Genomic DNA, 25,877 nt, shown 5'->3' on the forward strand with positions numbered 1-25,877 from the left:
GCGGAAGCTGCAAGCGTGCGAACAGGAATACGCTCACATTCACCAGACAGTCTCTTCATAAAGGGGCCGAAACTCGGCGTTCTTGTTGCGCATCCGTTTCACTCCAACCTTGATCGAGCGAGGAACCAGCCTGGCCCGGCAGTACATGTCGATCATGTTGGGCAGGCGGGAAATTGCCGTGCGCGGTTCCAGGACGAAGTACCTCTTCAGCAGGTCGCCGGCTGCGAACAGCCGCCCGCCGACCAAGGCTCTGATGGCAAGCCAATGGATCATGTCGACCAGATGCGCATCGAGATCGCTGCCGAACTGCGGATATTTTTCGCGATACTCGGCAAGGACGATTTCACATGAACGAAGCATCTGCATGACATCGCTCGACATGTTGACGTTCGTCATCCGATAGCCCACCAGGTGCTGAGGCACGACACGGAATTCGTAACTTTCCGCTATCCTGAGGCACATGAGAAGGTCCTCGCAGCCTTGTGCATTCCTGGCCCTCAGGGAAGGATCGAATTGTCCCGCCTGCTCGAATGCGGAGCGACGCATCAGCATCGAACTTCCGTTGCCGACAAAATTCATTCTGCACATCCGTTGCAGAACGCGGCCATCGGCATCAGGTCGGTATAGTGAGAATACCCGGCCGTCCTCGTCGATTTGGGCAAACCAGCAATATGCCAGGCCCGCAGAAGAGCCGCCTTCCTGCAGGGCGCGCAGTTGCAGTGCGATCTTGGATGGGGCCCAGAGATCATCCGCGTCGACAAACGCCAGAAACTCCGCATCGGTAGAAGCGGCGCCACTGTTGCGAGCCTGCGCAACACCGGCGTTCGGCTGCTTTATCAGGCGTATGCGCCGATCTTTCGCGGCATGGGAGGTCACGATTGATTCGGACCGGTCCGTAGATCCGTCGTCGACCACGATGATGTCCAGTGCCTGGTGGCTCTGCCTGCAGATGCTGGCCAAGGTAGCACCGATGGTTCTCTCAGCATTGAACATTGGTACCACGACGCCTACCGTAGCATTGTCATCAATCATCAGGCCTTCGTTTCCGCAGTTGGGGAATGGTTTATTTGAGTATTCTATTGGATATGCATTGCTGGCCAACAACCGGGGGCGAATTCGGGGCAAGTCAGACCGATTGTTCTCCTGCCAGCCTGGCCCTAACGGGCTTCGATCGTGGCAATCAAATCTCGAATCCGGGAAATCGAACTTGGATCCATCCGGGAACGGGCCGCGGATCCGCCGCGCCCCGATGCAATATTAGTTCCCTCTGAACAGGCGCGTCAACCAACGCTGTCTTGATCGCTTCGCTCCCGATGCGCGCGGTTTTCCGGGGACCCGGTGTCGATGGAAATGCAAAATGTGATGAGTTGGCGGAGGGAGAGGACCTGAAATCCAACCTTCTCCACGGATCCGCGATCACCTTCGTAGTCGGGGTGTTCGGCTGATGCTGTTCAGTCGACGTGTTCAATCTGCGGACCTGGGTCAACCGGCAGAGCCGGCGTGCAACTTTGCCCCTAGCCTGCCAGCGCCTCTACCTGACGGCGATGAAAAGCATCGGGCTGATGGCCTGGGGCGGGCCATCAGCCGGCCTCACCAGATGCTACACTCGCCGCTTGGCCTGCCTTGGCCTCGCCTTCCCGGCAATCATGCTGCTGGAGGCCAATTCCCGACGAAGAGCGATTTTGGGCCACCGGAGTGCCGGTGAAGGGCCGTTGCTCAGAACTGACCTCCAGGAGGCACTTTCTGGTGTAGGGATGGTCATGCCACTCCTCCAGCTCTTGCCGCAGCGATCTCGGCGAAGGTCCGTTCGTCGCCCTCCAGCACTGCTGCCTGGCCGGTGAAGTCCTGCCAACGCAGCACCGCGACATCGACATAGGCTGCGTTCAGTTCGATCGGGTGACAGCAGCGGCCGGTCACGAAGGCGTCCTTCTCGATCGAGGCAGAAGAGGATCGCCTAGATTTGCTTTTGTGTAAAAGGCCGCTTCGTGCCTACTGACTTTCCGGCATTCCAAGCAGCGCGTCGTTGAATTGCAGGATCGTATTGAGAGTAACCCATTTCCGTTCTCCTTGGCCTTGATTGGCCGATGGAGAAACGAACAACGCCCGAGCTACAGCTCTGGGGTAGATTTGGGGCCGGTAGCAGACCGCCGCTTCTGGCCTCGAATGTTCAAGAGCGGACCTTCAGGTCGGCGCAAGCATCATCGTGATCTGATCCAAGCAGACGTGGTCAGTAAAATCCGGCGTCGCGCAAATGGGCTCGATTGCCTCAGACGTTGTGCTAACCTTCGGTCCTCCACTCGGATCTAGGGGAGAAGGATGCGCTTTAATCATCGCCCAATCCAGATACTCATAGAGCCGAGCGACTATGTGCTGCGTAATATCGGTGACATGGCAATGCTCTATGCTGCCACGGAGCGGCTTGCGCGGCTGTGCGACAATTCGACGATCAACGTTCTGACTGACGATCCGGACGCGCTTCGCCGCTTCTGTCCCTTTGCCACCCCCCTGTCCGCCGAAGGGCGCGCCCTATGGCTCAAGCCTGATTTCAGGCCGGCCAAGTTGAAGCGGTTCGTGCCCAAGCACTGGCCCGATCGCATTCGCCGACACGCGCCGAGGCTCGTTTCTCTGTTCTGGCGCCTTAAGTTTAGGCACATGCCGGATGCGCGCGCGGCACTTCTTCGCTTCACCGATGCTGTGGACAGGGCAGACCTTGTGCTTGTAAGTGGAATGGGCGGAATCACAGACGCTTTCCCAGAATATGCCCTGTCGGTACTCGAAACTCTGAATCTCGCGCTTGCAAGGAAAGGACGGCCGGTGGTCATGGTCGGCCAGGGGATGGGCCCGCTTGCCAATGCCGAGCTGAGAGCGCGTGCATCGGCCATATTGCCAAGGCTCCACTTGATCGCGCTTCGCGAAACGCGAGCCGGGCTTCCTCTGCTCGCGGAGCTGGGTGTTTCCAAGGACAGGATCTGCGCAACCGGCGATGACGCCATCGAAATGGCGCATGAGATGCGAGTGGATGAGCTTGGCACCGGCATTGGCGTCAATCTACGTCTTTCCTCCTATTCAGGAGTATCAGCGGATATTCTCGAAGGGCTGCGACATGTCTTAGGCGCCACATCGGATTCGCTCGAGGCACCCTTGATCGCCGTTCCAGTCTCATGGGTGCCTCGCGAAGCGGACATCGACGCAATTCGTGGACTGATGCCCACCGATGAGACCGAGCTGAACCGGGCACTCGCGATCCGCACGCCGATCGACCTCATTCGGCAAATCCAGCGCTGTCGGGTCGTAGTCACTGGCAGCTACCACGCCGGCGTTTTCGCGTTGGCCAACGGTATCCCGACGATCGGGCTAGCCAGATCCGACTACTATGTCGACAAGTTCCTTGGCCTCGCCGATATGTTCGGCACGGGCTGCGAGATGGTGGCACTCGATCATCCGAACTCTGCCGAGAAGCTTCGATCGGCGCTCCGGCGCCTGTGGGAAGAGGCGCCCGCTATTCGCCCGGCGATATTGGCCAGGGCCGAAGCTCAAATCGCTGCCGGCCATACCGCTTACCGTCGCATTCGCGACGCGATCGGGGACCAAGGCTGAATCAGGGGCCGCCATGCTGGAATACAACAGTTGGTCGACAAGACTAAAAGCGCTCAGATGCAAGCTGTTCGGAAAGACCGACTTTGAGCGGTGGACCGATGCCTCGGAATTCGAGGACTGGGAGGAAAGGACGAAAATCATTGCCCGGTTAGTGCCACCTGGGGCGAGGGTGATCGAGTTCGGCGTGGGAATGAGCAAGCTTCAACGTCATCTCGACCCAAGCTGCCAATACACTCCGTCCGACCTCGTGAGCCGCGGACCTGGCACGATCGTGCTGGACCTAAATCAACGACCCTTGCCTGATCTGACCGCCCATGCATTCGATCTCGCAATTTTTGCTGGGGTTCTCGAATACGTTCACGATCTACATTCCTTTATAGAATGGCTGAGGCGGCAATCGCCGGCTTGTATCGCGTCATATGGTTGCGCGGCTCACCCCCGACATAGCCTGGCCAGGCTGCCGGAAACGTTCCGCCGCGCTGGCGCAGGCTGGACCAACACATTTACGGAAACGGAGCTGATCCGCCTCTTTGCCGATGCCGGATACGGGCTAGCGCACGCTGTCGACTGGCACACCGCGGAAGGCGACGAGAGGATCTTTCACTTTCGAGACAATGACTGAACCCAGTCCGGTTCGATGTTTCGAGCTCATCCGATCCTTTCATAAGACGTTCCAGTTCATGCGCTCCGGACCGGCGCAATGACCTCAGCCTCATTGCAGCTAGCCGTCCGGCTACTATCCTGGATCGGCGTCAATCCTAGCCTGCTCTGCGGCCGTCTGGAGAGATGGAAGTCAGGTTTCTGCTGATTGCGGTATTCCAATGCCCTTTGTGTGCGACCTTAACGGCATAAGCTCGATCAGGTGATCGAACTTGATGGTGTCTTTGCGGTTTGATCTAAACTCTGTAAGCTTGACAGGGCGTTTGATTGCCATGCGGCGGTGGCAGTGAACACGATTTCCGCTTCAACCATCTTGCGAGTAGCATGATGACTCTCAGCTCAGTGAAACGCCTCGTGCGGGCTTCGTTCAATGCGATCGGCCTCGAAGTAAGTCGCGTCTCCCGGTCACGGGCTCCGCACACTCGGTTTGAGATGATCTACGAGAAGTACAAGGACAGCACCATGCTTGGTCGCGAGCAGTATATCGCGAACCTCGCTCTTACTGCTACGGCGCCAGCGCATGGCTGCGTAATCGAGTGTGGCGTCTGGAAAGGCGGCACTTGTGCCGGCATGGCTGAGATCCTAGGACCGCAGCGAGAATATTTCTTATTCGACAGCTTCCAAGGCCATGTTGATCCACAGCCTATCGACGGCCCCGCTGCCCTTGCCTGGAAGGCTGGTACGAACGGCCCGTGGTACTTCAACAATGCGATCGTCGGAACCGAGCATGCCGATGCGGCCATGAGGAAGTCCGGCGCAACGCGTTATCAGCTTGTCAAAGGCTACTTCGAGGAGACATTGGCCAAATTCGAACCTCCATCACCCATCGCGGTGCTACGAATCGATTGCGACTGGCATGCCTCCGCAATGACTTGTCTTCGGGCCCTTTTTCCTTACCTGGCCGACGATGGGATCATGATCGCAGACGGGTACCCCGACTGGGATGGTTATGCACGGGCGATCCACGAGTATCTCGCCAGCTACGAAGGTATGGCTCGCATCAAGCAATTCGAAGGCGGCTTATACTACGTCGTCAAGGGTGAGCGAGATTGGTCGACGGCTGGAAACGGTGTTTTTGCAGCGCGCCAAAACGGCAACGCCGCAGAAGGCTGATGACAACGCATTCCACTTTGATCACTTCCCGCCAAGCCGAAGAGCGTTGACCACGGTTGAATTTCTGCACGTCGCTCTGTTCACGCGTTGTCTATCGGGTGAAGCGCGCGCTGCCGAGCCCTTTACCACTGCGATTCCGCAACCGCGACAAGCCGCCGCCCATGCGTAGCGGTGATCGAGCTGTCGAGCCCGTCCGACAGGAACGATCCGACTCCACGTCGGCCACCATTATACTTGCGGACCGCCCCCTCGAGCACGAGCCTCGATGGCCTCGACCCCGATCCGTCGAAGGCCTTCAACTCGGAGGCGCGAAGGCGAGCCTCTCTCCGAGCCGCGCCACGTAGAGCGGCTTGATGCCGAGCGGGTCGCGCGCCGCGATGATCCGCTCGGGCGTCGCCAGCACGAAGGCGAACATGCCATCAAGGCGGGTCACCCATCGCAGATCGGGGCGAATTCGAGGCAAATGAGGGTCGGTCATTCAGCCTGGCCTATCGTACCTGACGGGTTCGGACCTTGACGAAGCAAGGCCAAATCCGAAAAACAGACGAGGATCGCGGGCGGTCGCCAATCCGCGTCGCGCGGCGCCCGTTGACCGGCTTATTCAGTAAAGGGTAATAATCTCAGTTACTGGCAGCGACACTATGCCACTGGGAACGGGTCACCTTGGGGAGGCCGCGTCGAGATTGGCGAAGCCATGGATCTGCCGTTCACGATCAAACGGTCGCCGGTCCGCGAGCGACTGACCCCTGATGTCCATCCCGGCGGCTTTGTCCTGGGCTGCAACATGACGATGTACGGCGATCTTGCAGCCCGTATCGGGCTTTTGGACGAGCGGTTCGGACCCTGGGGCCACGTTGGGACGAGGAAGGTCATCACTCGGCCGGGCGCGACAAGTTTGTAGCCGCAGCCTTGCCTCGTCGTACCGGTCGACTGCCCAATTCCGGGACACAGCACCGTAGCTGCTTTGCAGCCAAGCCAGCTTAAGCCGATTCCAGACCACATCTGCACCGGCCTGCAGCCGTTTCTCAGCATCTGACGATGCGCAGCCGGGTGTCGCGGCCGCCGAATTACCCTGGACGATATAGGCAAGGCCCTGGCGTTCGGCATAGTCGATGGCCGCCTGAAGCGTCGGAAAATCAAGCTCCACCTGGGTCAGTGTGTCTCCGCCTCCTGTGTAGCCCATCAGCGGTTCGATGACCGGCGCAGTACGGCGCTCGAACACCAGCCGCCAGCCTTTCGGCCGGGCGCGGCCCGAGGTCATGGCTGAGCGGCAAGGCTTATAGATCCGCGCGACCGCGTGGCGCGGGAACTCGGATCTGCCGACCCAGAGCGCTCACCTGCCGTTGTCGTTTGCCGGTTCGAGATTTTCTACAACTCGTGTGACTTCACTTTCTTGCTTCTGCATCATCCATCCCCTCCCATTTGGCGAAGGATGCGCCGGAGGCAGCGGCCGGCCACCTCCGACTGCTCCATGCATCAGTGGTTGATCGGAATGCGCTTCACCTTTGACGGCGCGTTCGAGTTCTTCGGCAGCGCCAGAGTCAACACGCCATTGGTAAACGACGCTTTGACCTTTTCGTCCTCGACCTCGTAGCCGAGGGGTATGCGCCGCTCGAAGCGACCGTAGAAGCGCTCGGAGTAATCCTTCTCATCGGTTTCCGATCGTTTTTCGCCACGCAGGGTCAGCACGTCGTCGTCGAGCAGGACTTCGATGTCCTTCTCTTCCATGCCAGGGACCTCGGCGGTGACGCGAAGCTCGGTATCCGATTCCGAAATCTCCACCTTGGGCCAGCCGCCGTTGAACGGCGAGAGCTGTCCGAGGGAAGGAAAGCGCGTGCCAAACGTCCGCGAAACATCGTCGAGCAACCTGTTCACCTCGCGATAGAGCGAAAGGAACGGGTTCTGGTCGCCGCCGCGATAGACGCTCGGGGTCTGACTGCCGTTGCGGCCCCAGGGAATGAGATCACGCATATTCATGGTCATTTACCTCCATGTTCAGCAGACATGCCTCTGGAAGGCACCGACGGCCGCCGGTGCCTTGCCTTTTCAGATATGCGATGCATCAAGCCGCGTTTTTCTCGCCTTCGATCTGCTGCGGCTTCGCCTTTGCCGCGCTGCCGCCGATAGCGATCCGGCGCGGTTTCATCTCTTCGGGAATCTCGCGCTTGAGATCGACGGTGAGCAGCCCGTTTTCGAGGCTGGCGCCGGCCACCTTGACATGGTCGGCCAGTTCGAACCGACGCTCGAAGGCTCGACCGGCAATGCCGCGGTAGAGATACTCGCCATTGTCTTCACCGGTCAGAGATCCGCTCACAACCAGCATGTTGGGCTGGTGAGTGATCGTCAGCTCATCCTGCGAGAAACCGGCCACCACCATGGTGATGCGGTAGTCGTCCTCACCAACTTTGGCGATGTCGTAAGGCGGCCAGTTGTCGACGGTGCTGACGCGGCTCGCGTCCTCGAGCATGTTGAAAATGCGGTCGAAGCCGACGCTTGACCGGAACAGGGGTGTAAAATCGAGGTTCGTCCTCATAGCCACATCCTCCTTTGAGCAACATGGATACAGGATGGCGCCAAGAGCCTTGACGCCTCCTGGACTGCGCCGGCCCCATTCGGCGACCGGCGATTGTTGATTTAGAACAGTGTGTTGCGCTTTCAAGAGGCACATAGGAAAATTTTCAGTGAGACGCATGCCGTTAGAGCTGGTTGACCGTGGCTGCGAAGCCGGTCACGGTTGAGCCGTCAGCCTCGCGGTCACTGCCGATTTGGCGGGATAACTCGTCCAAGTCGCGCAACGCCTCCATGACCGCGTCGAAGTTGAGCGGTGCGGTCGCGCCCGGCGGCATACGCAGCGCCGGCACGGATTCTACCGCACAGGCATCTGATGCCCAGGAGGAAAGGATGGCACGCTTTTCCCGGACGTCCAACGTCATGTCGGTGAGCACGTCCTGCGGACGCTCGAAGTGCCGCGCCGGGTGGAGCAGCCGGTCGAGAAAAAGATCAGGGGTTTCAGCCGCAATCGGGGGAATAGTAGCTCCTTCCATCGATGGTCCTCCGCTTCAACATTCTCCTTTGTGGACGTTCTTCGGTGGCTCGCGAGAGTTTCACCCGACGAATTTTTGGACGCCTTCCCCGAAATTTCAAGAGACTCCAAGGCCCCGATAACTGCGTGCGCGGGCGCGATCGGGGTTGCGTCCTGGCGACATGCTCCTTGCCGTCAATCGGCAGCCGCTTTCGACGGTGGCCGAGTTGACCGCGGCTTTGCGCCAAACTGCCGGAACGATCGCGCTCGACCTGTTTCGCGGCGGAGAACGGCGTTTCCTCGTGGTCCGCTAAAGGGTTGATCCGGTTGGGTGGCCGGCTCGCCCGATGGTCGAGCGGGACACGCTGCTCAAGAGGCGGCTGCTTCGGGCACTCCTTCCAAAGCCATCTATGCTTTCTGTGAGGCCAATGGAGCATTGTCGGGGGCGGGAATTCCGGGTCCTCCAGACAGCCGACCGATACCGACAGCGCATTCTTCAGCCCTTCTGCCCGCATGAAGACGACCGAGCCGCACGTCGTGCAGAATGTCTGCTCCAGCCATTGTCCCGACGAGCCGGTTCTGCGCCAGGATCTGGTCTCGCCTTTGTGGCCGATGAGGGCAGAGTCGGCGTAAATGGCCCGGTATGAGAACGCCGTTCCGGTGCAGCGCTGGCACTCCATGCAACTGCACGCATAGACGCGTCGCGGCTCCCCGGCGAGGACAAGTTCCACAGCCTGGCATGAGCAGGTCGCGGTTCGTTTCATCTTGCCGCTATGCATTCGGCGCCCCGCTCTGGCGCGGCGAGCCATTTCGAAACAGGGGCGCGAGGGATGCAAAATCATCTTCCATGCTCCCGAGCGAGAGCGCCTGCCGAAAGATCATATCCATGGCGCGCGGCATAGCCGCGTCGAGGCCTCGCTCCTCGCATGCCTCAAGCAGGTGCTGGAAGGCGCCGTAGTGGGCACCCAATGACGCCAGGGTCGCGTCGTCGCCGGCAAAACGGCGTGCGTTCGTTCTATCCACCAGGTCGAACAGAGCGGCATCGACAACCGGCTTGAATCCGGAAAGATGGCTCCTGAACGTCGCCAGGTCGAGACCTTCAGCCTCGGCGACGGCCATGCCCTGGAGCGCTCCGAAGAGCCCGCCCCACATCTGAGTGAGCAGAGCGGTATCAAGCGCCGAGGCTTGACCGGGCAGCTCCCCGACATAGCTCGTGCCGCCGCCGAGTGCGAAAAGCAGGGGCTTGTGCTTCTCGTAAACGTCGCGAGAACCCGAATAAAGCAGTGCGGTCTCTGGCTTGCCGATAAAGTCCGGAGTTGCCATGATTGCCCCGTCCAGATAGCCGGCACCATGCGCTTCCATCCAGCGCGCTTCTTCCCGCGCCAGACGCGGTGAGCCGGAGGTGAGTTGTACGACGGCCTTCCCGGCCAATTTCGAAGCGACGTCACCTCGCTTCAGCAAAGCCTCGCTGGCGGCATAGTCGAGAACATTGATGATCACGAGTTCGGCCGCCTCAATTCCAGCCTCCACCGAGGGGGCGACCTTCGCGCCAAGGGCCGCTAATGGCTCGCACTTTGCCGCGGTCCGATTCCAAACCCATGTTGGACAGCCGCGGTCGAGCAGCGTTCGAGCAATGGACGAGCCCATTCGGCCCGCGCCGAGGACGCAGACATTTGATATCATAATAAGTTCTCCGATAAACTGACGGCCCTCTCGACGAGGTCCGTTTTATGTTTGGCGCGCTCGCTCCGAAGATATAAATTCTTGCTCCGTTGAGAAGTACGCACCTTGAGGTAAGCTATCGCCATCATGACAGGAGCTGCCAAATGAGGCGCAAGGAACCAGACAGCTGCGGATTTGCTGCTGCGCTGCAGGCCATCGGCGGAAAGTGGAAAACCTCGCTGCTGTGGGAACTGCACCTGCGGCCGTACCGCTTCGCCGAACTGCGACGGTTGCTGCCTGGCGTCAGCGAGAAGGTGCTCACGCAACAATTGCGGCAGATGGAAGCCGACGGGCTGATCAGCCGGCGCGTCTATGAGGAGGTGCCGCCTCGCGTGGAATACTCGATCACGCCGCTCGGCTTCAGCCTAAACGATGCGGTGACAGTTATGTCGGCGTGGGGCAAGCACCACGAGATATGGAAATCGCAGCGCAAAGCGGCCTGACCCGGGCAGACCTATAAAGGTTCTGGCCGACCGCCGCACGATTCCTAGTCGATGCGCGGTCGCTGCTTGCCACGACAGGCCAGAAGATTGGCGACGACGAGCAGCACAATCGACAACACCATCATCAGCGTCGCGGCGGCGGTGATTGCCGGGCTCAGCTTCTCGCGCAGCCCGATGAACATTTCGAGCGGCATAGTGCGCTGATTGGCGCTGGCCAGGAACTGCACCACGACGACCTCGTCGAACGAGGTGACGAAGGCGAAAGCGGCCCCTGACAGGACGCCGGGCAGGATCAGCGGCAGCATGACCCTCAAAAACGATGTGATGGGCTTTGCTCCGGAGATGGCGGCGGCGCGCATCAGATTGCGGTCGAAGCCGGTGAGGCTCGCTCCCACCGTGACGACGACGAACGGACTGGCGAGCGCGGTATGCGCCAGGATGATGCCGGCATAGGTGCTGGCAAGTCCGACACGTGCGTAGAACAGATACGAGCCGACGGCGGTGATCACCACCGGCACGATCAGCGGCGACAACAAAAGCGGCATGACAATGCGGCGACCGGGGAACTTTTCGTCGGAAAGCGCGATTGCCGTCAACGTGCCCAGCGTCGTTGCGATCAGCGTCGTGCCGAAGGCAACGATCAGGCTGTTGCCGATCGCAGATTGCCAGCGCTGGGTTCCAAGCACGACCTCGTACCAGCGTGTCGAAATTCCCTCCAGCGGGAAGATGAAGAAGGCGCCGCTGTTGAACGACAGGGGAACGGGAACGAGGATCGGCACGAGGAGGAACAGGATCACCATGCCGCACCACAGCCAGAGCAGGGTGATGCGGATTCTTTCGCCTGTCGTCGGATAGGAAGACAGCAACATGGCTACACCAGCTTGAGGCGGTCGAGGCCGAGGATGCGGGCGAAGATGCCGAACAGCGCCAGGGTGAAGACGAGCAGGATGAAGCTGAGCGCCGCCGCCATCTCCCAGTTCAGTTCGACATTAACGTAGCTGGCGATGAAATTGCTGATCAGCTGGTCGCTAGCGCCGCCAATCAGCGCCGGCGTGATGTAATAGCCGAGGCAGAGGATGAAGGTGAGCAGGCAGCCGGCCATCACGCCCTGAAAGACCTGTGGAAGATAGACGCGGCGAAACGCAGTATAAGGTTTTGCGCCGAGCGAATAGGCAGCCTTCATCTGCGAAGGCTGGATGGTGCGCATGACGCTGTAGATCGGCAGCAGCGTGAACGGCAGCTGGATGTGGGTCATGGCGATGATCAGTCCGATGCGGCTGTACATCAGGTCGAGCCGGTCGTCGGCGACGCCGAGCCACAGGAGCAGGTCGTTGACCAGGCCGAATTTCTGCAGGAGCACCGTCCAGGCCGCGGTTCGCACCAGGATCGACGTCCAGAACGGCAACAGCACCGCGACGATGAGGATGGCGGCGAGGCCCTTGGGCACGGAGGCGATGAGGTAGGCGAGGGGGAAGCCCAGTATCAGCGTGGCCAGCGTCACCGCTGCGGCGACGCAAAATGTGCGCATGAACACCTGCACGAAGATCGCCTGTTCGGGTGACACCCTTTCGATGCCGCCATCGCCGTTCCAGCGCAGATCAAGCGCGCTCAGCAGGTAGAACGACGTCACTCTATGGGTGCCGCTCTCGATGACCGGCCATGTGCCCGGCGCCGACCAGAACGGCACGGCTTTCATCACCTCCAGCGGCGGCCTGTCGGCGGCTTCCAGTTGGCGCACCGTCTTGAGCACCTGGCTGCGTGCACCCGGCAGGCGGGCGTTGAGGCTCTTGGCGAGTTCATAGGCGGTGCCCTTGGCCTGATTGCTCCGGAGGTCGGCGGCAAGAGCCAGGAAGGCGGCGTCGTCGGGCAGTCCGGTGCCGTTCCAGCCGCGTAATGCCTGGCTGGTCTGCGGCAAGGCGTCGGCAATCGTCGGATCATAGACGGCGCGCGACAGAAGCAGGACGATCGGGATGCCGAAGCTCAACGCCAGCAGCACGAGCAAAGGCGCCGCCAGCGCCAGCGATCGCAGCCGGTCGCCGAGATCGGCGCGCCGAAGCGCCGCCGCGACCGGCTTTGCTGTGCCGGAATCGGCGCCCGACCAGTCGCGGCTTGCCCGCGGCCGGTCCAGTTTCGTGGGCTCAAGCGCCGACATTTTCCCTACTGCGCGAGCCAGGCATTGAAGCGCTTGACCAGATCCTCGCCATAGTCACCCCAGAATTCGGTGTCGGCGACCAGATAAGCGGTCATGTGGTCAGGTGCGTTCGGCAATTTCGGCAGGGCGTCCGGCGCGACGAAGGAGGCCGCATCGATGCGCACCGGCCCGTAGGTGATGTAGCTGGCGAGCTTGGCGTTGATTTCCGGCTGGCTGATATAGGCAAGATATTTGTAGGCCAGCTCCGGGTTCTTGGCGCCCTTCGGAATGGCGATCATGTCGTATTCGAGGATCTGGTTGTTCCAGACGATCTTGAACGGCGCCCCGTCCTTGTCGATGGCGTTCTGGATACGGCCGTTCCAGGCGGTTGTCATCACCACTTCCTTGGATGCGAGGAGCTGTGGCGGCTGCGCGCCGGCATCCCACCAGACGATGTCCTGCTTGATGGTGTCGAGCTTTTTGAACGCACGGTCGACGCCTTCGGGGGTTGCCAGCACCTCGTAAACATCGGCCGGCGCGACACCGTCGGCCATCAGTGCCCATTCGAGGTTCTGTGCCGGAAACTTGCGCATCGCGCGCTTGCCCGGAAACTTTGTTGTGTCGAAGATGTCGAGGACCGAGGTTGGCGCCTCCTTCAGCACGTTGGGGTCATAGGCAAGCACATCGCCATAGGCGTCGAGACCGACGCCGCAGTCGAGTGCGGAACCTTCGATGAACTTTTCACGGGGGGCGATCTTGGAATAGTCGAGCCGCTCGAGAATGCCGGCGTCGCAACCCTGCAGCACGGTCGCGGTCTCGACCGTCACCAGATCGATCGGCACGTTGCCGGTGTCGACCATCGCTTTGACCTTGCCAAGATCGCCAAGATATTCCTGCTCGACGATCTTGATCCCAGTCTCCTTGCTGAACGGCTCGAACCATGCCTTGCGCTGGGCATCCTGCCAGGCGCCGCCGCTGGCCATGATCGAAAGTTCGTCGGCGAAGGCGGCATGTCCCATGGTGATGAATGCTGTGGCTGCCGCGAAGGCGAACAGCCGGGCCTTTGTGATTTTCATTCTTCTTATTCCCCTGTTTTCGAGATGGAACCGCCCGTCCCGGCATCGGCCGGAAAGGCACGGCAGTCGTTGGGCGCGCAGGAAACCGTGACCGGTTCCCCGTTGCCCATGGTCGCTTCGGGGCCAACCTTGACGGTCAGCACCTGTCCGTTTTCCAGCCTGGCCAGAAGACGCTGGTGGTCGCCGAGATAGATGCGGCCATCGACGGTGGCGGTTAGCGCATTTGCTCCGTTCGAAGCGGGCGCAAGCTTCAGCCGCTCCGGGCGGATGGCGACATGGCAGGGCGCACCCTCCGTGACTCCGATGGCCAGCGCGGCGACCGAACCGCCGCCGTCCAGCGCGACGCGGCACTCCTTGCCGGAGACGCGCTCGACCTTGCCTTCCAGCGTGTTGTTCTCGCCGATGAAGCTCGCGACAAAGGAGCTCTGCGGCGTGTTGTAGAGATCATCCGGCGAGCCGAGCTGGGCAATTCCGCCATTGTTGAACACGGCAACGCGGTCCGACATGGTCAGCGCCTCGCTTTGGTCGTGCGTCACGTAGACGATGGTGACGCCGAGCATCGTGTGCAGCTGCTTGATCTCGAGCTGCATATGCTCGCGCAGCTTCTTGTCGAGCGCGCCGAGTGGCTCGTCCATCAGCACCAGGCTTGGCTCGAACACCAGCGCGCGGGCAAGCGCGACACGCTGCTGCTGGCCGCCGGAAAGCTGTGCCGGCCGCCGGTCGCCGAACTGCCGCAGCCGCACCATGTCGAGCGCGCGGCCGACGCGGGATGCAACGTCCGCCTTGGTGATCTTGCGGACCGAGAGCGGGAAGGCGACGTTCTCCTCGACGCTCATGTGCGGAAACAGCGCGTAGTTCTGGAACACCATGCCGATGTTGCGTTCGTAGGGCGGCAGCCTGTCGACTGACCGGCCTTCAAGCGTAATCACGCCGCCGGTCGGCCGTTCAAAGCCGGCGAGCATGTTGAGCGTCGTCGTCTTGCCCGAACCGGAGGGGCCGAGAAGGGTAAGGAACTCGCCGCGCGCCACGCTGAGGTTCAGCCGTGTCACCGCGAAAGTCCGACCGTCATAGGATTTCTCGACATCGACGAATTCGACAAATCCCTGCCGGCCGGCGTCCGGTGCCGCAGCGGCGCTGTCGGCTGGCAAGACTGTTGCTTCGGTGATCACGGACGGAAATCCGCTGAGCGGCGGCAATCGCCGCTTGTCGAAACGAGGTGGTGCTTGCCGTCCATGGGTCAGTCTCGCACGACGCTGGCCGCGCAAGGGCGGCAAACAAACTTGTATGCTCACACAATCAATCGCTAAAGCAGCATAGGTGCAGACAAGTTTGCCCGTCAAGCGGCTTTCTTCGGGATTGTGTGAGTTTTTTCAGCCGGATTTTGAAAACGGGTACCGGACAAGTGCTATTGTCCGGAGCATTGTCTTATGCTAGATGCGCGAGTAGCCAGAGTGTCAACACGCCGAAACCGCCAAGCCGCATGCTTCAGGACCTGCAACTCCCCTCGGATGAAGGCCCGGTCTACCGGCGCCTTGCGGACGCTATTGCCGAACGGATTACAGCCGGCACGCTTGCCGTTGGAGATCGGCTGCCGCCGCAGCGCGAGATTGCCCGCGCACTTGGCATCAACGTCACCACGGTGACGCGCGCGCTGTCGACGCTCCAGCAGCGCGGGCTGCTCGAAGCGCGGCCCGGGCGCGGCACCACGGTCGCCGCCCGCAACGGCGGCGAAGGACCAGGTTTCGTCTCGGCGCCGAGCGAAGACACCGGCGTCATCGATCTTTCCGTGAACAGACCAGCGACCTCGGCCTATCTCGACGCGCTGGCGCTGCTGTTGCCGCGCCTGTCCAAGGACCGGCACTACATCACGCTTCAGGACTATCAGCCGCCTGAGGGGCCGCTGTGGGCGAGAGAGGCAATCGCCGAGTGGATGCGGCCGGCGGCAGGCGACGGCGATCCCGGCCGGGTGGTGCTGGCGGCGGGCGCCCAGCATGGGCTGGACTGTGTGCTTGGCGCGGTGACCAGGCAGGGCGACGTCGTGCTCGCCGACGAAGTGACCTATCAGGGCATCAATGCATTGTGCCGGGTGCATGGGTTAGAGCTCAGAGGCGTCGCCATGGATCGTGGCGGCATGCGGGCCGACGCGTTCGACGCGGCCTGCGCGCAGCTCCGCCCGCGCGCGGTCTTCCTGGTGCCGACCCTGCACAACCCGACCACCATCACGCTACCCGAGGAACGCCGGCACGAGTTGGTGGCTGTGGCCCGTCGCCATAACGTCCTCATCATCGAGGATGACGTCTACCGCCCGCTGGCGGACAATCCGCCGCCGTCGCTTGCCAGCCTCGAGCCCGAATTGACGGTTCACATCGGTGCCTTGTCGAAGTGCGTTGCCCCAGGACTGCGCCTCGGTTTTGTGATCGCGCCACGCGCCATAGCCGGCCAGGTCGCCGCGGCTTTGCGCATCAACTGCTGGAGCATCAGCCCTCTGACCGCGCTGGTCGGCGCGCGACTGATAGAAGAGGGCGCGGCGGCGCGTATCATCGAAGCCCAGAAGCAGGAGCTTCGCCAGCGCCAGGCCATCGTTACCGAAATCCTCGGCCGGTACGATGTCCAGAGCCACGCCACCTCGACCCATGCCTGGCTGCGCCTCCCGGAGCCGTGGCGGGGCGCGGGTTTCGCTCGCACCTGCCTGGAACGTGGCGTTGCCCTTCTTCCCGGCGATGCCTTCGCGGTTGGGCGCGAGCCGGTGCAGCACGGGGTACGCATCAATGTCGGCGCCGCGCGCTCGCTCGACGATCTGCGCACGGCCCTGAACACAATGGCCGAACTGCTCGCGGCCGGGCATCTGCAACTGCCTGGTTTTATCTAGGGGCTCGGTCGTGGCAGCACCGGAAACCGTGGAAGTCGCCATAGTCGGCGCCGGCATTGTCGGTTTGGCAACGGCGCTCCGGCTTGCGGCCGAGGGGCGCGAGGTGCTGCTCATCGACCCCAACGAGCCTGGCTCCGGCGCCTCGTTCGGCAACGCCGGAACGCTCGCTGAATATGCCTGCATGCCTGTCGGCAACCCGGCCCTGCTGCGCGCGCTGCCAAAACTGCTCCTCGATCCGGACAGCCCTTTCGCCTTGCGCTGGCCGGCGCTGTTGCAGCTTGCGCCCTGGCTGGTTCAGTTCGTGCGGCAGTCGCTTCCGACGGCCACCCGTGCCAATGCGCTGGCGCTCGCCGGCCTTTTGGCGGAGGCTCTGCCGGCCTGGGAGGAGATGGTGAAGGAGGCCGATGTGGCCGACCTGCTGCGCCGCAACGGCTGTCTCTACCTGTATCGTCGCGAGAGCGATTTCGCCAAGGCCGCTGGGGGCAGGGCGCTGCGCGCGGGGTTTGGCGTCCATCAAGAGGTTCTGACGCCGAAAGAGGTGGCCTTGCTGGAGCCCGGCCTGCCAGCGACCGGGGCCAGCGGCCTGTACTTCCCGGATTCGATGAATGTCACCGATCCGATGACACTGATGCGGCGGCTGCTCGATGCCGCGACCGCCCGCGGCGTGTCGGTGGCGCAGGCTGCTGTAACCGGGCTGCCGGTCGAGGCGGACGGTGTCAGGCTCAGTGGTTCCGGCTTTCGCGTCAAGGCACACACGGTGGTGATCGCCGCGGGCGCGCAATCGCGGGCGTTGGCCATGAAGGCCGGCGACAGGATCCCGCTCGAGACCGAACGCGGTTATCATCTCGAATTCCCGACCAAAGCGCCTCTGCTCAATCGTCCGGTCTGTCCTGTCGATCTCGGCTTCTACATGACGCCGATGACTGGCCGGCTGCGTGTCGCCGGAACTGTCGAACTCGGCGGGCTTGCAGCGCCGGCAAATCCGCGCCGGCTGGCGCTGCTCGATCGCGGTGTCAGGCAGTTCTTTCCTCAACTCGGCCGGCCTTCATCCGAATGGCTCGGGTTCCGGCCGTCGCTGCCCGATTCCCGGCCGGTCATCGGTCCGTCGCGTGGCAGCCCCAAGGTGATCTATGCCTTCGGTCATGGTCATCTCGGCCTCACTTTGGCTCCGATCACGGCCCGCTTGGTCGCCGACCTGATTGCCGGACGCGGCGATCGCGACCGCCTTGCGCCCTTTGCGGCGGACCGCTTCGGTGCATGAAGGTACGTCGGCTCGGCCGCGGTAGCGCAGCGCGTGAGCATTGGATAGGCGTTCGGCATTCTCTTCCGTCCCCCAACTGACGCCAGCCTGCGCGCCAATTGCGGATGCCGGTTCCACCCCGAGCACCATTCAAGCAAAAACCCGCTCCGGTCTCCGGAGCGGGTCTGTTGCCTGAGGCGGAACTCAACACATGTCCGCAGCAGCAAGCTCGTCTCGAGATGCTGAAGATCCGGTTAACCGGCCATATTGGATTCAAATCCAGCTGTGGATATTTGCCTTCGGGTAAATCGAGATGGCCATCCTTGTCCAACGGCGGGCAAAAGGAGAATCCATGACTAGCGATTTTGCCGGCGCCCACCTCCATCTTGAACGAGCCTGCCACTATTGCGCGGCGATGACGAGACGAGCCGCACGGCTCGTGCGGCTCTGGATATCCTGATTGATGGAATTACCGCAGCCCAGTACAAGCCTCCGCCCGCAGACGTGGTGGAATTTCCCAGAGCGGCAACGCTCGGCGCGTCGTAGGTCAGAAAGTTCGGGTTGCCGGAAGCCGCTCAGCGGACCGATGAGTCACCAATCAGTCGTCTGCGGCCACCATCCGCAGGCGATTTCCTTCGGGATCGGAAATGTCCATCGCCCGTTCCGTCTGCCTTATGGGCACGCCGGCATGCCGCAGCCGCTGCGTGACGGCTGCGATATCCTTCCCGGAAGGAAGCACCACCGTGAAATGCTCGAGGCCCGCCGAGCCGGGCGGAGGTTCCTTCAGTTCGGCGCCGGCCCAGATGTTGAATGCGACCATGTGCCGGCGTTCGTCGGTCCCGCAGTCAAACAACCCGAACGATCTGGACTGGATGTGCGGCTTGAAACCAAGCACGCCCACATAGAACGCCATCAGCGTTTCGGGCGAGCGAGCGCGCATATGGACGTGGCCGATGAAGGCATCCGCCGCCAGTGGCGCTTCGACACCATCCATCGTGTCGAGCTCGAGCAGCAATTCGTCGAGGTCCAGCGGCTCGAGGCCGGAATGCGCGGTGCCGTCCCTGGCAAGAAGCGAGACGGTTCCGTCCGCCGTCACCGCGCTGGATGCGAAGCGGTCAGGCGTATCGAAACAGATCTCGATGCCATTGCCGGAAAGATCGGAGACGTACAGGGATTCCGAGACCCAGGTGATCCTGGGCGCCATGCCTGACGCCGGACGCTCGAAGTCGCGCGGCAACGCGAGCCAATTCCTTGCGCGTCGTCACGTGGACGGCGACATGAAAGAGATCGCGCGACTTTGGCGGCAGGGCGGTCGTCGCGCTGGCGTGCAGTACAATCAGAGACTTGCCATCGATGCCGAGATCGGCCGTCCCGCCGTCATTGGCGAGGACGGCGAGACCGACCACGTCACGCCAGAGCGGCAAGGCAGCTGGAACATCGATGACACGCAGATGAACCGGGCCGAGACGGGTGGCGTTGGCCAGCAGATCCTCGTTCTTCATCGAACACCGTTTGGATTGTAGCCTGAGAAGACTAACCGCGAACGATATGGTTGTCTTGCGCAAAGTTTGGGTTGACCGCTCTGAGGCGCGAAGCGACTATTCGCCTTGGGCGGCCAAGGTCGTCATGCCGGCGAAGGGGGCGCCAGGAGGAATTGCGATGGACGGCCTGATCGGTGGCGTCACATGTCGAGCGCGCCAAGGGCCGCACTCTTATGCCTCTGTTCCTGCGAGGCAGGCCGGGTATTCTTGCTGCTGTCCAATGGTCTGAAATTTTCTCGGGGAGGAGATTGCGATGGCTGAGGCAGCACGTCACGACGCTTGGCAGGCCGGGGATAGCTATGACCTCTATATGGGGCGATGGAGCCGTCAGATCGCCCCGCTGTTTCTGAATTGGCTCGATCCGGCAGAAGGGCTGGATTGGCTGGAGGTGGGTTGCGGAACCGGGGCGCTTTCGGCAGCCATCATGGCGTGCTGCAACCCCAGCAGCCTGGTGTCGATAGACCCGTCGGAGGGTTTTCTCGCCAAGGCGCGTGCAAACGTGCCGGACGAACGTGTCGAGTTTCTCGCAGGCGATGCGCAGGCGTTGTCTGTCGAATCGGGCAGCAAGGACATGGTCGTGTCGGCGCTCGTTCTCAACTTCATCCCCGACAAGCAAAAGGCGCTTGCCGAGATGAGGCGGGTGGCCCGCCCCGGAGCGACGATCGGGTTCTATGTGTGGGATTACCCTGGCGGCGGGGTGGAATTCATGCGGGCCTTCTGGACCGCTGCGACCGCGCTTGACCCCGGCGCCATCGACCTTACCGAAGACAGGCGTTTTCCATTTTGCACACAAGATGGACTGACCGATCTCGCTGAGAAGGCGGGCCTGGTTTCCATCGACTCCACGCGGATTGAAATGCCGGCCGTATTCAAGGACTTTGAAGACTATTGGCACCCCTTCACCCTGGGTGCAGGGCCGGCGCCCGGCTATTGCATGAGTCTCGCCCCCGCAGCTCGCCAGAAATTGATGGAGAGGCTCCGCGATAGTCTACCGCGCGGCAAGGAGGGGTCCATTCCCCTGAAAACCAGAGCCTGGGCAGTCAAGGCCAAGGTTTGAGCGCGAGCCCGCGCCAAACCCGCAGGCCGCCGACCATAGACTGTCTTGCGCAAAGTTCGGGTTGACCGGCGTTGTACGCGAAGCGACTATTCGTCTGGACAGCCGAGATGCAGACTGCGCGAGGAGATTACGATGGACGAGCCCGATCGGTGGCGTCACATGTCGAGTGCGCCAAGGGATGGCAGCCGAATCCTGGTCACGGTTCGGCCGTCGGAACAGGGGCCGGCGGAAGTCGACCTGGCTTACTGGTCTCGAGCCGACCAGTTCGGCAGTGAGGGTTGGCGCGCTTCCGACTCGTCTCCAGGACGCGTGGTTGAATACGCCGAACCCGAGCTGAAGTGCTGGATGCCGCTGCCGACAGCCAATCTGAGCAAGGGTTCATTGCCCAGCCCCTGGGACGAAGAAGATGTCCCGCTGCTGGATGGGTCGGGGATATGAGGTGAGCGGAAAGGGCTAATTTCAATAGGCCGGCGGGACAGCGCCCCCTCTGTTCTGCCCTCTTTGCCCAAAACTTGGCATCTCCCCCACTAGGGGAAGATTGGCAGCTTCGCCGTCGGCTCCTTTCTCTTCAAGCTCACCTCAGTCCCTCAGAACAGGAATGCTGCCGTGACGGGGTTCGGCCCAGTGCGGCCGTCTGATGAATCCATGCCACGAATGAGGCCGAGGTCCTCCGCGTCCAGCTCGAAATCGAAGACATCGAAATTGGCGGCGATCCGGTCCTGGCGGATCGACTTTGGAATGACGATCAGCCCTTCCTGAAGATGCCATCTGATGATCACCTGCGCCACGGACTTGCGATGTTTTAGCGCGATCTTTTCGAGGGTCGGGTCGTTCAACAGCCGGCCGCTGCCCAGGGGGCTCCAGCTTTCGATGCGGATATTGTGCGTGCTGTGAAATTCTCTGGTATGGCGCTGTTGAAACCGGGGATGGAGTTCGATCTGATTGACCGAGGGCGTGACTCCGGTCTCGCCGATGATCCGCTCCAGATGGTCCTGGTTGAAATTCGAAACGCCGATCGACTTGATCCGGCCGGATTGCCTGAGTTCGATCAGCGTCTTCCACGCCTCGACATATTTGCCCTGGCTGGGCACTGGCCAGTGGATCAGAAATAGATCGATCTGTTCGATCGCGAGCTTGTTCATCGTCCCGTCGAAAGCCCGAAGGGCGGCGTCGCGCTGATGTCCGCCGTTGCGCAGCTTCGAGGTGATGAACAACTCGCTTCTCGGCACGCGACCAGTGCGGATCGCTTGCCCGACGCCTTCCTCGTTCCGGTAGCCTTCGGCGGTGTCGATCAATCTGTAGCCGGCATCGATCCCCCAACTCACAATCTTGGCCGTGATGGCCGGATCGACTTGCCACACGCCAAGGCCGATCTGGGGAATGGCTGAGCCGTCGTTCAATGTGATCTGTTCAGGCTTACTTGGGGTAATCTGTTCAGGCATGCTCAGGTCCTTCTGCATCGTTTAGCCCAGCGCAGCGCTTATCTGGGCGCGGCATCCGCCAATGCCCGGTCGACAGGTGGAGGCAAGTCCGGCCCAGGCACCCAAGATTGCAACCGCTAGCGCGATGCCGTCCTTGCCATCGCAAACCTGGCTACGTCACCGAGCGATCACGGGTTCCATCCGCCGCTGCCGTATTGACGGGTAATGATTTCGAGAAGATGACCGTTCGGGTCCTCGAAATAAACGCCGCGACCGCCGTCGTGGTGATTGATCTCGCCCAGCTGCGTCCGGGCAGGGTCAGCCCAGTACGGGAGATCCCGTTCACGAATCCTACCGAAGATCTCGTCGAACTCGGTTTCGCTGACCAGGAAGGCGTAATGCTGCGGCCTGATTTCGCCGCCGGTATCCATGTAGTCGAGGTTGGCACCGTTTTCGGTCGTGACCATCTGGAAAGGCCCCCAGCGCCTCGGGGCTGGAAGGCCAAGCATTTCCGCCAGGAACTTTGCCGACGCCTCGCTGTTGCGGGCCGGCAGTATTGTATGGTTGAAATCGATCGCCATGCGATCACTCCCTTTGATCTCTCCTCGCACGTCGTCGTTCCACGACTGAAGCGATGCTGCACGAGATGGGGTCGAAGGCCATGATGCTCAAGCCGGCGTGGCAACATGCCCGATGACCTGCACGGGGTCAGCCTGATGAATACGGGCGATGATCATTTCGCCGCTATCCGGCACCTCGCCGGTCAAACCGGTGATGTTGACCTGATGCGTGACAAGGACCACAGGGCCGCCGAAACGCTGCCCGCGAAGCCAGGCCAGAAGAGCGGCGGTGCGCTTCTCGCCGGCCGAACTGTCGCCAAAGAATGAATTGAGCAGATCAAGAGGCACAACTTCGCCGATCCCGAGCAGGCGAGCGGTGTCGAGGCAACGACACCACTGGCTCGAATAGACGGCGGCCGACGAGATGCCATTCGCACGGAACAGGTCGCCGATTGCGCGGGACTGCGCACGACCTTCTTGCGACAGATTCCGCTGGGTGCTGCAATCACCGAGCCTGAAGCCGGGCGGATCGCCGGAGCCTGGGGCCGCGGCATGGCGCAGCAAGGCAATGGCTTCTCCGGATCGCAGGGCTGACCAGAGCGGCTCGGTGGCGCGTGCCTTGCCGAAGGCAGCCGCTCCGAGCGACAGGACAAGAAATCGCCGACGTCCAATTCGCATCTTGCTTCTCACCTTTCCGATAGCGGCTTTGGCAAGTGCCGGCAATGTCTCGATAGAGTGCGCGCTTACTGTTCGTCTCTATCGGCCCCGCTGCCGGAGGACATCGGCCAGTTCCGCCTTGATCAGAGGGCTGGCTTCAAGTTCGAGCGGGTCGGTCATCCGGTGGATGTCGGCCGAACCGGAACAATGGTATCCTGCGGGGAGCATTCGGGGAGGCGACTGCATTGACCGAGAGCTTGGAAGCCGAAGAGGCGAGAGGTTGGTCGAATCTGCTGCTCGCGGCAGAAAGGGGCGATGCGGAGGCCGTTCAAGCGGAATTGGCGGCCGGCGCCAATATCAACGAGGCGGACGGCGGCGGCTGGTCAGCCCTTCATCTCGCAGCCCTCAATGCCCGCACTGCGGCGGTCGAGGCGTTGATCGAACACCCAGCAATCGATGTGAATTCCAGAAACAAATGGAAGAGCACGCCTTTGAGCCTTGCTTCTGCCAAGGGCCACTACGCCTCTATTTTAGCCCTGGTGAAACATCCCGAAATAGAGATCGATGCAAGAGCCGACTACTACGGCAGAACGGCCCTTATTGAAGCAGCAAAGAACGGGCATCTGGATGTCGTTAAGTTGCTTGTCGAGAATGGCGCCGACGTGAATCTTACTGACAAGACCGGAAGAAACAACGCGCTTATCGAGGCTATCAAGGGACGGCACTACGAGGTCGCGGGATACCTGCTTGATTCTCGGAAAATGAACTTTCTCAACAAGGATATGAGACTGAACGCCCTGATCTGGGCTGGAAGCTGCCATAACCCTCAACTCATCGAAAAGCTGGAAGTCTCGATTCATACTTTCTTCGAAGGCAAGTGAAGGTCCCGCTTCCGCCGCAGTTGCCATTTGTGGTTACAATCCGGAAGGCTCGTCAGCCCTTCGCGATAAGCGCGCTGCTACTCACGATGTCCGGGTAGGGCGGCGCCGACCGGGCCGGCCTCATATGCTGCAAGTGCTTTGGCGACGCCGGCAGTGAAGTGTTCAATATCGCTCGCATGTTCGAACGCTATCCGGGTTTGCGCAAACTCCAGTGGCGAATAGTCAGGCGCTATCCGCTTGATCTCTGCGATAATGCTCTGGGCTTCCTTGAGATCACCGAGTTGCGCATGGCACGCCGCGAGCCTTGTCAGCCGCCAGGGTGTCTTCAATGGGAGCTTCGACATGCTAAGGAGCGCGGCCTTGTAGTCTCCTGAAGAGTAAAGCGCGATAGAGCGATCATAATGGTACCAATCAGGATGGATTGGATTGATCCGTATCGCACTGTCAAGCGCCGCGAGTGCTTCAAGAGGCCTGCCTCTCATCGTGAGCAAGTATCCCATTTGAGCAATCGTATCGGCGTCATATGGATTGAGGTCGAGCGCGCGTTGAAGGTGATGTTCGGCCGCTTCGAACCGACGGGCTGAGAGGAAAGCCTGGGCGAGTACGCGATGGCAGCGTGGCTCTTCCGGCGCCAGGGTCACCGCGCACTCTGCGCGGTCGATCACTGAACCAAGCAACGCTGGGGATGCCTCAGCATAGCCACCGATAATGAGATCGGCGAGCGCGATGTAGGAATGCGCCAAGGCATAGGTTGGGTCCTTCTCGACCGCCGCCTGGAAAAGACTGCGCGCAGCCTCATTGTCGTCATCACGATAGCCGCGCAGCCGGGCCAGTCCACGCAGGAGAAGCTCGTATGCGGCCAAGCTGTCCGTAGGCTTTGAGGTTGCTCGTTTAATCCCTGCGTCGTCGAGCCGAGCGACCAGCCGGTTCACCACACGACGAGCGATTTCTTCCTGCATATCGAAGATCTGGCCGCCAGACGCAGAAAAATTTTCGCTCCAGAGAACTCCACCCGTCGAAGCGGTAATGAGGCTGACGGTGACCCGCATGCCGTCTGCGCGAGTCGTCGCCCTGCCACGGACCAAATAGGTTGCGCCAAGGCTGTCGCCAATGGCACGCCAATCGGAAGCGGAATCCGAGACAAATGCAAATCCGGAATTGCGCGCCAGCACAACGACCGTTCCAAAGCGAGCCAATGCATTGACAATGTCCTCGGCGAAGCCGTCAACCAGAGGGGTGTCTTCCGGCGCACCTTCATTGCTGAAGCGCAGTACCGCAACGCTCGGCTGTCCAGAGCGCTCTGGCTTTGGCGCATCGAGAAGAGAGAGGACGTAGCCGCGTTTGGCGACCGTGCGGATAATGGTTTGGCTTTCGTCCTGCAGCGCCTTTCGCAACTCCCTGACGGCTTGCGTCAGTGAGTCCTCGGTCACGAAAACATCAGGCCACACCGCTGACATCAGTTCTGACTTGGTCGCGACACGTCCAACATTCCTGCTGAGATAGGTTAACAGATCAAACGCCTTGGAGCGGAGGGCAACAGGTTTCCCGTCGCGGAGAAGGAGGCCGCGCGCAAGATCAAGCTCGCAACTGCCAAGTGCCAGAACGTGCTCTGGATTTTCTTGCGACATCGAATGCCGACCTGATCAGCCTGACTAGACGCTGCCTGATTGGGGTCTCAATCCGCTCAGACGTCAAGGGATCAAAGGAATTTGATTCGCCTTCACTTTGGCTGGAAGCCATCCGCCTCTCCATGGCGATGATCTCGAGCATTTCGAACATCGTTCCAGGCATGGGCGCACAAGGCGACGCAGCCATAACGCAAGATACATATTCGAGGAGTTCTTGCCGGGCGGCTTGGCGCGTGTTCTCATTCAGTGACATGGTCGA

General features: G+C 61.2%; 27 protein-coding genes and 3 pseudogenes. 11 read left to right on the forward strand and 19 right to left on the reverse strand.

The window, feature by feature from the left end; genetic code table 11:
• Positions 1 to 39 precede the first annotated feature (39 nt).
• Both ACWTU8_RS03340 and ACWTU8_RS03345 read right to left on the reverse strand, forming a co-directional pair.
• On the reverse strand, positions 40 to 1,032 hold the full coding sequence (locus ACWTU8_RS03340; protein ID WP_455847023.1) for a glycosyltransferase family 2 protein: 993 nt from the start codon (positions 1,030 to 1,032) through the stop codon (positions 40 to 42).
• A 726-nt stretch (positions 1,033 to 1,758) separates the two neighbouring features.
• Positions 1,759 to 1,917 (reverse strand): hypothetical protein, encoded by a 159-nt coding sequence (locus tag ACWTU8_RS03345; RefSeq protein ID WP_455847024.1) that lies wholly within the window; start codon positions 1,915 to 1,917, stop codon positions 1,759 to 1,761.
• 399 nt (positions 1,918 to 2,316) lie between these two features.
• Here ACWTU8_RS03345 and ACWTU8_RS03350 point away from each other — a divergent pair, with 399 nt between their 5' ends.
• The 3 genes from ACWTU8_RS03350 (at position 2,317) to ACWTU8_RS03360 (ending at position 5,370) form a co-directional block, all read left to right on the forward strand.
• Positions 2,317 to 3,597 (forward strand): polysaccharide pyruvyl transferase family protein, encoded by a 1,281-nt coding sequence (locus ACWTU8_RS03350; protein WP_455847025.1) that lies wholly within the window; start codon positions 2,317 to 2,319, stop codon positions 3,595 to 3,597.
• A 13-nt stretch (positions 3,598 to 3,610) separates the two neighbouring features.
• Positions 3,611 to 4,219 (forward strand): class I SAM-dependent methyltransferase, encoded by a 609-nt coding sequence (locus ACWTU8_RS03355; protein ID WP_455847026.1) that lies wholly within the window; start codon positions 3,611 to 3,613, stop codon positions 4,217 to 4,219.
• A gap of 470 nt (positions 4,220 to 4,689) precedes the next feature.
• On the forward strand, positions 4,690 to 5,370 hold the full coding sequence (locus tag ACWTU8_RS03360; protein ID WP_165848561.1) for a TylF/MycF/NovP-related O-methyltransferase: 681 nt from the start codon (positions 4,690 to 4,692) through the stop codon (positions 5,368 to 5,370).
• A gap of 295 nt (positions 5,371 to 5,665) precedes the next feature.
• Here ACWTU8_RS03360 and ACWTU8_RS03365 read toward each other — a convergent pair whose 3' ends face one another.
• Positions 5,666 to 5,848 (reverse strand): hypothetical protein, encoded by a 183-nt coding sequence (locus ACWTU8_RS03365; protein WP_455847027.1) that lies wholly within the window; start codon positions 5,846 to 5,848, stop codon positions 5,666 to 5,668.
• 126 nt (positions 5,849 to 5,974) lie between these two features.
• On the opposite strand from ACWTU8_RS03365, the pseudogene ACWTU8_RS03370 reads away from it, so the two are divergent.
• Positions 5,975 to 6,211, forward strand: a pseudogene (locus ACWTU8_RS03370) (glycosyltransferase family 2 protein); the annotation flags it as partial.
• A 282-nt stretch (positions 6,212 to 6,493) separates the two neighbouring features.
• Here ACWTU8_RS03370 and ACWTU8_RS03375 read toward each other — a convergent pair.
• The 4 genes and pseudogenes from ACWTU8_RS03375 to ACWTU8_RS03390 form a co-directional block, all read right to left on the reverse strand.
• Positions 6,494 to 6,631 (reverse strand): annotated as a pseudogene (locus ACWTU8_RS03375) (NADH dehydrogenase ubiquinone Fe-S protein 4); the annotation flags it as partial.
• Positions 6,632 to 6,846: 215 nt separating this feature from the next.
• The gene (locus tag ACWTU8_RS03380; protein WP_455847028.1) at positions 6,847 to 7,347 is read right to left on the reverse strand and encodes an Hsp20/alpha crystallin family protein; all 501 of its coding nucleotides are present in this window, start codon (positions 7,345 to 7,347) and stop codon (positions 6,847 to 6,849) included.
• Between the two features lie 85 nt (positions 7,348 to 7,432).
• On the reverse strand, positions 7,433 to 7,903 hold the full coding sequence (locus ACWTU8_RS03385) for an Hsp20 family protein (RefSeq protein WP_455847029.1): 471 nt from the start codon (positions 7,901 to 7,903) through the stop codon (positions 7,433 to 7,435).
• Between the two features lie 163 nt (positions 7,904 to 8,066).
• The gene (locus ACWTU8_RS03390; RefSeq protein ID WP_455847030.1) at positions 8,067 to 8,414 is read right to left on the reverse strand and encodes a hypothetical protein; all 348 of its coding nucleotides are present in this window, start codon (positions 8,412 to 8,414) and stop codon (positions 8,067 to 8,069) included.
• A gap of 145 nt (positions 8,415 to 8,559) precedes the next feature.
• Between ACWTU8_RS03390 and ACWTU8_RS03395 the strand changes: the two genes are divergently transcribed.
• On the forward strand, positions 8,560 to 8,706 hold the full coding sequence (locus tag ACWTU8_RS03395; RefSeq protein ID WP_287331201.1) for a hypothetical protein: 147 nt from the start codon (positions 8,560 to 8,562) through the stop codon (positions 8,704 to 8,706).
• A 123-nt stretch (positions 8,707 to 8,829) separates the two neighbouring features.
• Here the strand turns inward: ACWTU8_RS03395 and ACWTU8_RS03400 are convergent.
• Positions 8,830 to 9,234 (reverse strand): annotated as a pseudogene (locus ACWTU8_RS03400) (GFA family protein); the annotation flags it as partial.
• Positions 9,164 to 10,075 carry an NAD(P)-dependent oxidoreductase gene (locus ACWTU8_RS03405; protein WP_455847031.1) on the reverse strand — a complete coding sequence of 304 codons (912 nt, stop codon included), beginning with the start codon at positions 10,073 to 10,075 and terminating at the stop codon, positions 9,164 to 9,166. The gene ACWTU8_RS03405 and the pseudogene ACWTU8_RS03400, both read right to left, overlap by 71 nt.
• A 143-nt stretch (positions 10,076 to 10,218) precedes the next feature.
• Here ACWTU8_RS03405 and ACWTU8_RS03410 point away from each other — a divergent pair, with 143 nt between their 5' ends.
• The gene (locus ACWTU8_RS03410; protein ID WP_455847032.1) at positions 10,219 to 10,557 is read left to right on the forward strand and encodes a winged helix-turn-helix transcriptional regulator; all 339 of its coding nucleotides are present in this window, start codon (positions 10,219 to 10,221) and stop codon (positions 10,555 to 10,557) included.
• Between the two features lie 44 nt (positions 10,558 to 10,601).
• Here ACWTU8_RS03410 and ACWTU8_RS03415 read toward each other — a convergent pair whose 3' ends face one another.
• From ACWTU8_RS03415 to ACWTU8_RS03430, 4 genes are read right to left on the reverse strand one after another with little or no spacing between them, the layout of a single operon-like run.
• On the reverse strand, positions 10,602 to 11,426 hold the full coding sequence (locus tag ACWTU8_RS03415) for an ABC transporter permease (protein WP_455847033.1): 825 nt from the start codon (positions 11,424 to 11,426) through the stop codon (positions 10,602 to 10,604).
• A gap of 2 nt (positions 11,427 to 11,428) precedes the next feature.
• Positions 11,429 to 12,709 carry an ABC transporter permease gene (locus tag ACWTU8_RS03420; RefSeq protein WP_455847034.1) on the reverse strand — a complete coding sequence of 427 codons (1,281 nt, stop codon included), beginning with the start codon at positions 12,707 to 12,709 and terminating at the stop codon, positions 11,429 to 11,431.
• Positions 12,710 to 12,714: 5 nt separating this feature from the next.
• Positions 12,715 to 13,764 carry an ABC transporter substrate-binding protein gene (locus ACWTU8_RS03425; protein ID WP_127315105.1) on the reverse strand — a complete coding sequence of 350 codons (1,050 nt, stop codon included), beginning with the start codon at positions 13,762 to 13,764 and terminating at the stop codon, positions 12,715 to 12,717.
• A 5-nt stretch (positions 13,765 to 13,769) separates the two neighbouring features.
• Positions 13,770 to 14,933 (reverse strand): ABC transporter ATP-binding protein, encoded by a 1,164-nt coding sequence (locus ACWTU8_RS03430; protein ID WP_455847035.1) that lies wholly within the window; start codon positions 14,931 to 14,933, stop codon positions 13,770 to 13,772.
• 311 nt (positions 14,934 to 15,244) lie between these two features.
• On the opposite strand from ACWTU8_RS03430, the gene ACWTU8_RS03435 reads away from it, so the two are divergent.
• A complete protein-coding gene (locus tag ACWTU8_RS03435; protein ID WP_455847036.1) occupies positions 15,245 to 16,633 on the forward strand; it encodes an aminotransferase-like domain-containing protein in 1,389 nt (462 codons plus the stop codon).
• A gap of 10 nt (positions 16,634 to 16,643) precedes the next feature.
• Positions 16,644 to 17,894 carry an NAD(P)/FAD-dependent oxidoreductase gene (locus ACWTU8_RS03440; protein WP_455847037.1) on the forward strand — a complete coding sequence of 417 codons (1,251 nt, stop codon included), beginning with the start codon at positions 16,644 to 16,646 and terminating at the stop codon, positions 17,892 to 17,894.
• A gap of 577 nt (positions 17,895 to 18,471) precedes the next feature.
• Here the strand turns inward: ACWTU8_RS03440 and ACWTU8_RS03445 are convergent.
• Entirely contained in the window at positions 18,472 to 19,077 is a 606-nt protein-coding gene (locus ACWTU8_RS03445; RefSeq protein WP_455847038.1) for a VOC family protein, read from the reverse strand.
• A complete protein-coding gene (locus tag ACWTU8_RS03450) occupies positions 18,989 to 19,375 on the reverse strand; it encodes a VOC family protein (protein WP_455847039.1) in 387 nt (128 codons plus the stop codon). The genes ACWTU8_RS03445 and ACWTU8_RS03450 overlap by 89 nt, the downstream gene beginning before the upstream one ends.
• Before the next feature lie 292 nt (positions 19,376 to 19,667).
• Between ACWTU8_RS03450 and ACWTU8_RS03455 the strand changes: the two genes are divergently transcribed.
• Together ACWTU8_RS03455 and ACWTU8_RS03460 are read left to right on the forward strand one after the other, a co-directional pair.
• Entirely contained in the window at positions 19,668 to 20,471 is an 804-nt protein-coding gene (locus ACWTU8_RS03455) for a class I SAM-dependent methyltransferase (protein WP_455847040.1), read from the forward strand.
• 132 nt (positions 20,472 to 20,603) lie between these two features.
• Entirely contained in the window at positions 20,604 to 20,909 is a 306-nt protein-coding gene (locus ACWTU8_RS03460) for a hypothetical protein (RefSeq protein WP_023799134.1), read from the forward strand.
• A 149-nt stretch (positions 20,910 to 21,058) separates the two neighbouring features.
• Here ACWTU8_RS03460 and ACWTU8_RS03465 read toward each other — a convergent pair whose 3' ends face one another.
• The 3 genes from ACWTU8_RS03465 to ACWTU8_RS03475 form a co-directional block, all read right to left on the reverse strand.
• Positions 21,059 to 21,913: an aldo/keto reductase gene (locus ACWTU8_RS03465; protein ID WP_455847041.1), complete on the reverse strand. Its 855-nt coding sequence runs from the start codon at positions 21,911 to 21,913 to the stop codon at positions 21,059 to 21,061.
• A 167-nt stretch (positions 21,914 to 22,080) separates the two neighbouring features.
• Entirely contained in the window at positions 22,081 to 22,473 is a 393-nt protein-coding gene (locus ACWTU8_RS03470; RefSeq protein WP_455847042.1) for a VOC family protein, read from the reverse strand.
• 87 nt (positions 22,474 to 22,560) lie between these two features.
• Entirely contained in the window at positions 22,561 to 23,016 is a 456-nt protein-coding gene (locus ACWTU8_RS03475; RefSeq protein ID WP_455847043.1) for a histidine phosphatase family protein, read from the reverse strand.
• A gap of 338 nt (positions 23,017 to 23,354) precedes the next feature.
• On the opposite strand from ACWTU8_RS03475, the gene ACWTU8_RS03480 reads away from it, so the two are divergent.
• The gene (locus ACWTU8_RS03480; protein ID WP_095520200.1) at positions 23,355 to 23,990 is read left to right on the forward strand and encodes an ankyrin repeat domain-containing protein; all 636 of its coding nucleotides are present in this window, start codon (positions 23,355 to 23,357) and stop codon (positions 23,988 to 23,990) included.
• Positions 23,991 to 24,067: 77 nt separating this feature from the next.
• Here the strand turns inward: ACWTU8_RS03480 and ACWTU8_RS03485 are convergent, their stop codons facing one another.
• A complete protein-coding gene (locus tag ACWTU8_RS03485) occupies positions 24,068 to 25,618 on the reverse strand; it encodes a winged helix-turn-helix domain-containing tetratricopeptide repeat protein (RefSeq protein WP_455847044.1) in 1,551 nt (516 codons plus the stop codon).
• Positions 25,619 to 25,877 lie beyond the last annotated feature (259 nt).

It is taken from the genome of Mesorhizobium sp. BHbdii (assembly GCF_053848045.1).

Coding starts and splice junctions, on each gene's coding strand:
- ACWTU8_RS03340 (WP_455847023.1), bottom strand. CDS start 1,032: ATGATTGATGACAATGCTACGGTAGGCGTCGTGGTACCAATGTTCAAT.
- ACWTU8_RS03350 (WP_455847025.1), top strand. CDS start 2,317: ATGCGCTTTAATCATCGCCCAATCCAGATACTCATAGAGCCGAGCGAC.
- ACWTU8_RS03355 (WP_455847026.1), top strand. CDS start 3,611: ATGCTGGAATACAACAGTTGGTCGACAAGACTAAAAGCGCTCAGATGC.
- ACWTU8_RS03360 (WP_165848561.1), top strand. CDS start 4,690: ATGATCTACGAGAAGTACAAGGACAGCACCATGCTTGGTCGCGAGCAG.
- ACWTU8_RS03365 (WP_455847027.1), bottom strand. CDS start 5,848: ATGACCGACCCTCATTTGCCTCGAATTCGCCCCGATCTGCGATGGGTG.
- ACWTU8_RS03380 (WP_455847028.1), bottom strand. CDS start 7,347: ATGAATATGCGTGATCTCATTCCCTGGGGCCGCAACGGCAGTCAGACC.
- ACWTU8_RS03385 (WP_455847029.1), bottom strand. CDS start 7,903: ATGAGGACGAACCTCGATTTTACACCCCTGTTCCGGTCAAGCGTCGGC.
- ACWTU8_RS03390 (WP_455847030.1), bottom strand. CDS start 8,414: ATGGAAGGAGCTACTATTCCCCCGATTGCGGCTGAAACCCCTGATCTT.
- ACWTU8_RS03405 (WP_455847031.1), bottom strand. CDS start 10,075: ATGATATCAAATGTCTGCGTCCTCGGCGCGGGCCGAATGGGCTCGTCC.
- ACWTU8_RS03410 (WP_455847032.1), top strand. CDS start 10,219: ATGAGGCGCAAGGAACCAGACAGCTGCGGATTTGCTGCTGCGCTGCAG.
- ACWTU8_RS03415 (WP_455847033.1), bottom strand. CDS start 11,426: ATGTTGCTGTCTTCCTATCCGACGACAGGCGAAAGAATCCGCATCACC.
- ACWTU8_RS03420 (WP_455847034.1), bottom strand. CDS start 12,709: ATGTCGGCGCTTGAGCCCACGAAACTGGACCGGCCGCGGGCAAGCCGC.
- ACWTU8_RS03425 (WP_127315105.1), bottom strand. CDS start 13,764: ATGAAAATCACAAAGGCCCGGCTGTTCGCCTTCGCGGCAGCCACAGCA.
- ACWTU8_RS03435 (WP_455847036.1), top strand. CDS start 15,245: ATGCTTCAGGACCTGCAACTCCCCTCGGATGAAGGCCCGGTCTACCGG.
- ACWTU8_RS03445 (WP_455847038.1), bottom strand. CDS start 19,077: ATGGCGCCCAGGATCACCTGGGTCTCGGAATCCCTGTACGTCTCCGAT.
- ACWTU8_RS03450 (WP_455847039.1), bottom strand. CDS start 19,375: ATGAAGAACGAGGATCTGCTGGCCAACGCCACCCGTCTCGGCCCGGTT.
- ACWTU8_RS03455 (WP_455847040.1), top strand. CDS start 19,668: ATGGCTGAGGCAGCACGTCACGACGCTTGGCAGGCCGGGGATAGCTAT.
- ACWTU8_RS03460 (WP_023799134.1), top strand. CDS start 20,604: ATGGACGAGCCCGATCGGTGGCGTCACATGTCGAGTGCGCCAAGGGAT.
- ACWTU8_RS03465 (WP_455847041.1), bottom strand. CDS start 21,913: ATGCCTGAACAGATTACCCCAAGTAAGCCTGAACAGATCACATTGAAC.
- ACWTU8_RS03470 (WP_455847042.1), bottom strand. CDS start 22,473: ATGGCGATCGATTTCAACCATACAATACTGCCGGCCCGCAACAGCGAG.
- ACWTU8_RS03485 (WP_455847044.1), bottom strand. CDS start 25,618: ATGTCGCAAGAAAATCCAGAGCACGTTCTGGCACTTGGCAGTTGCGAG.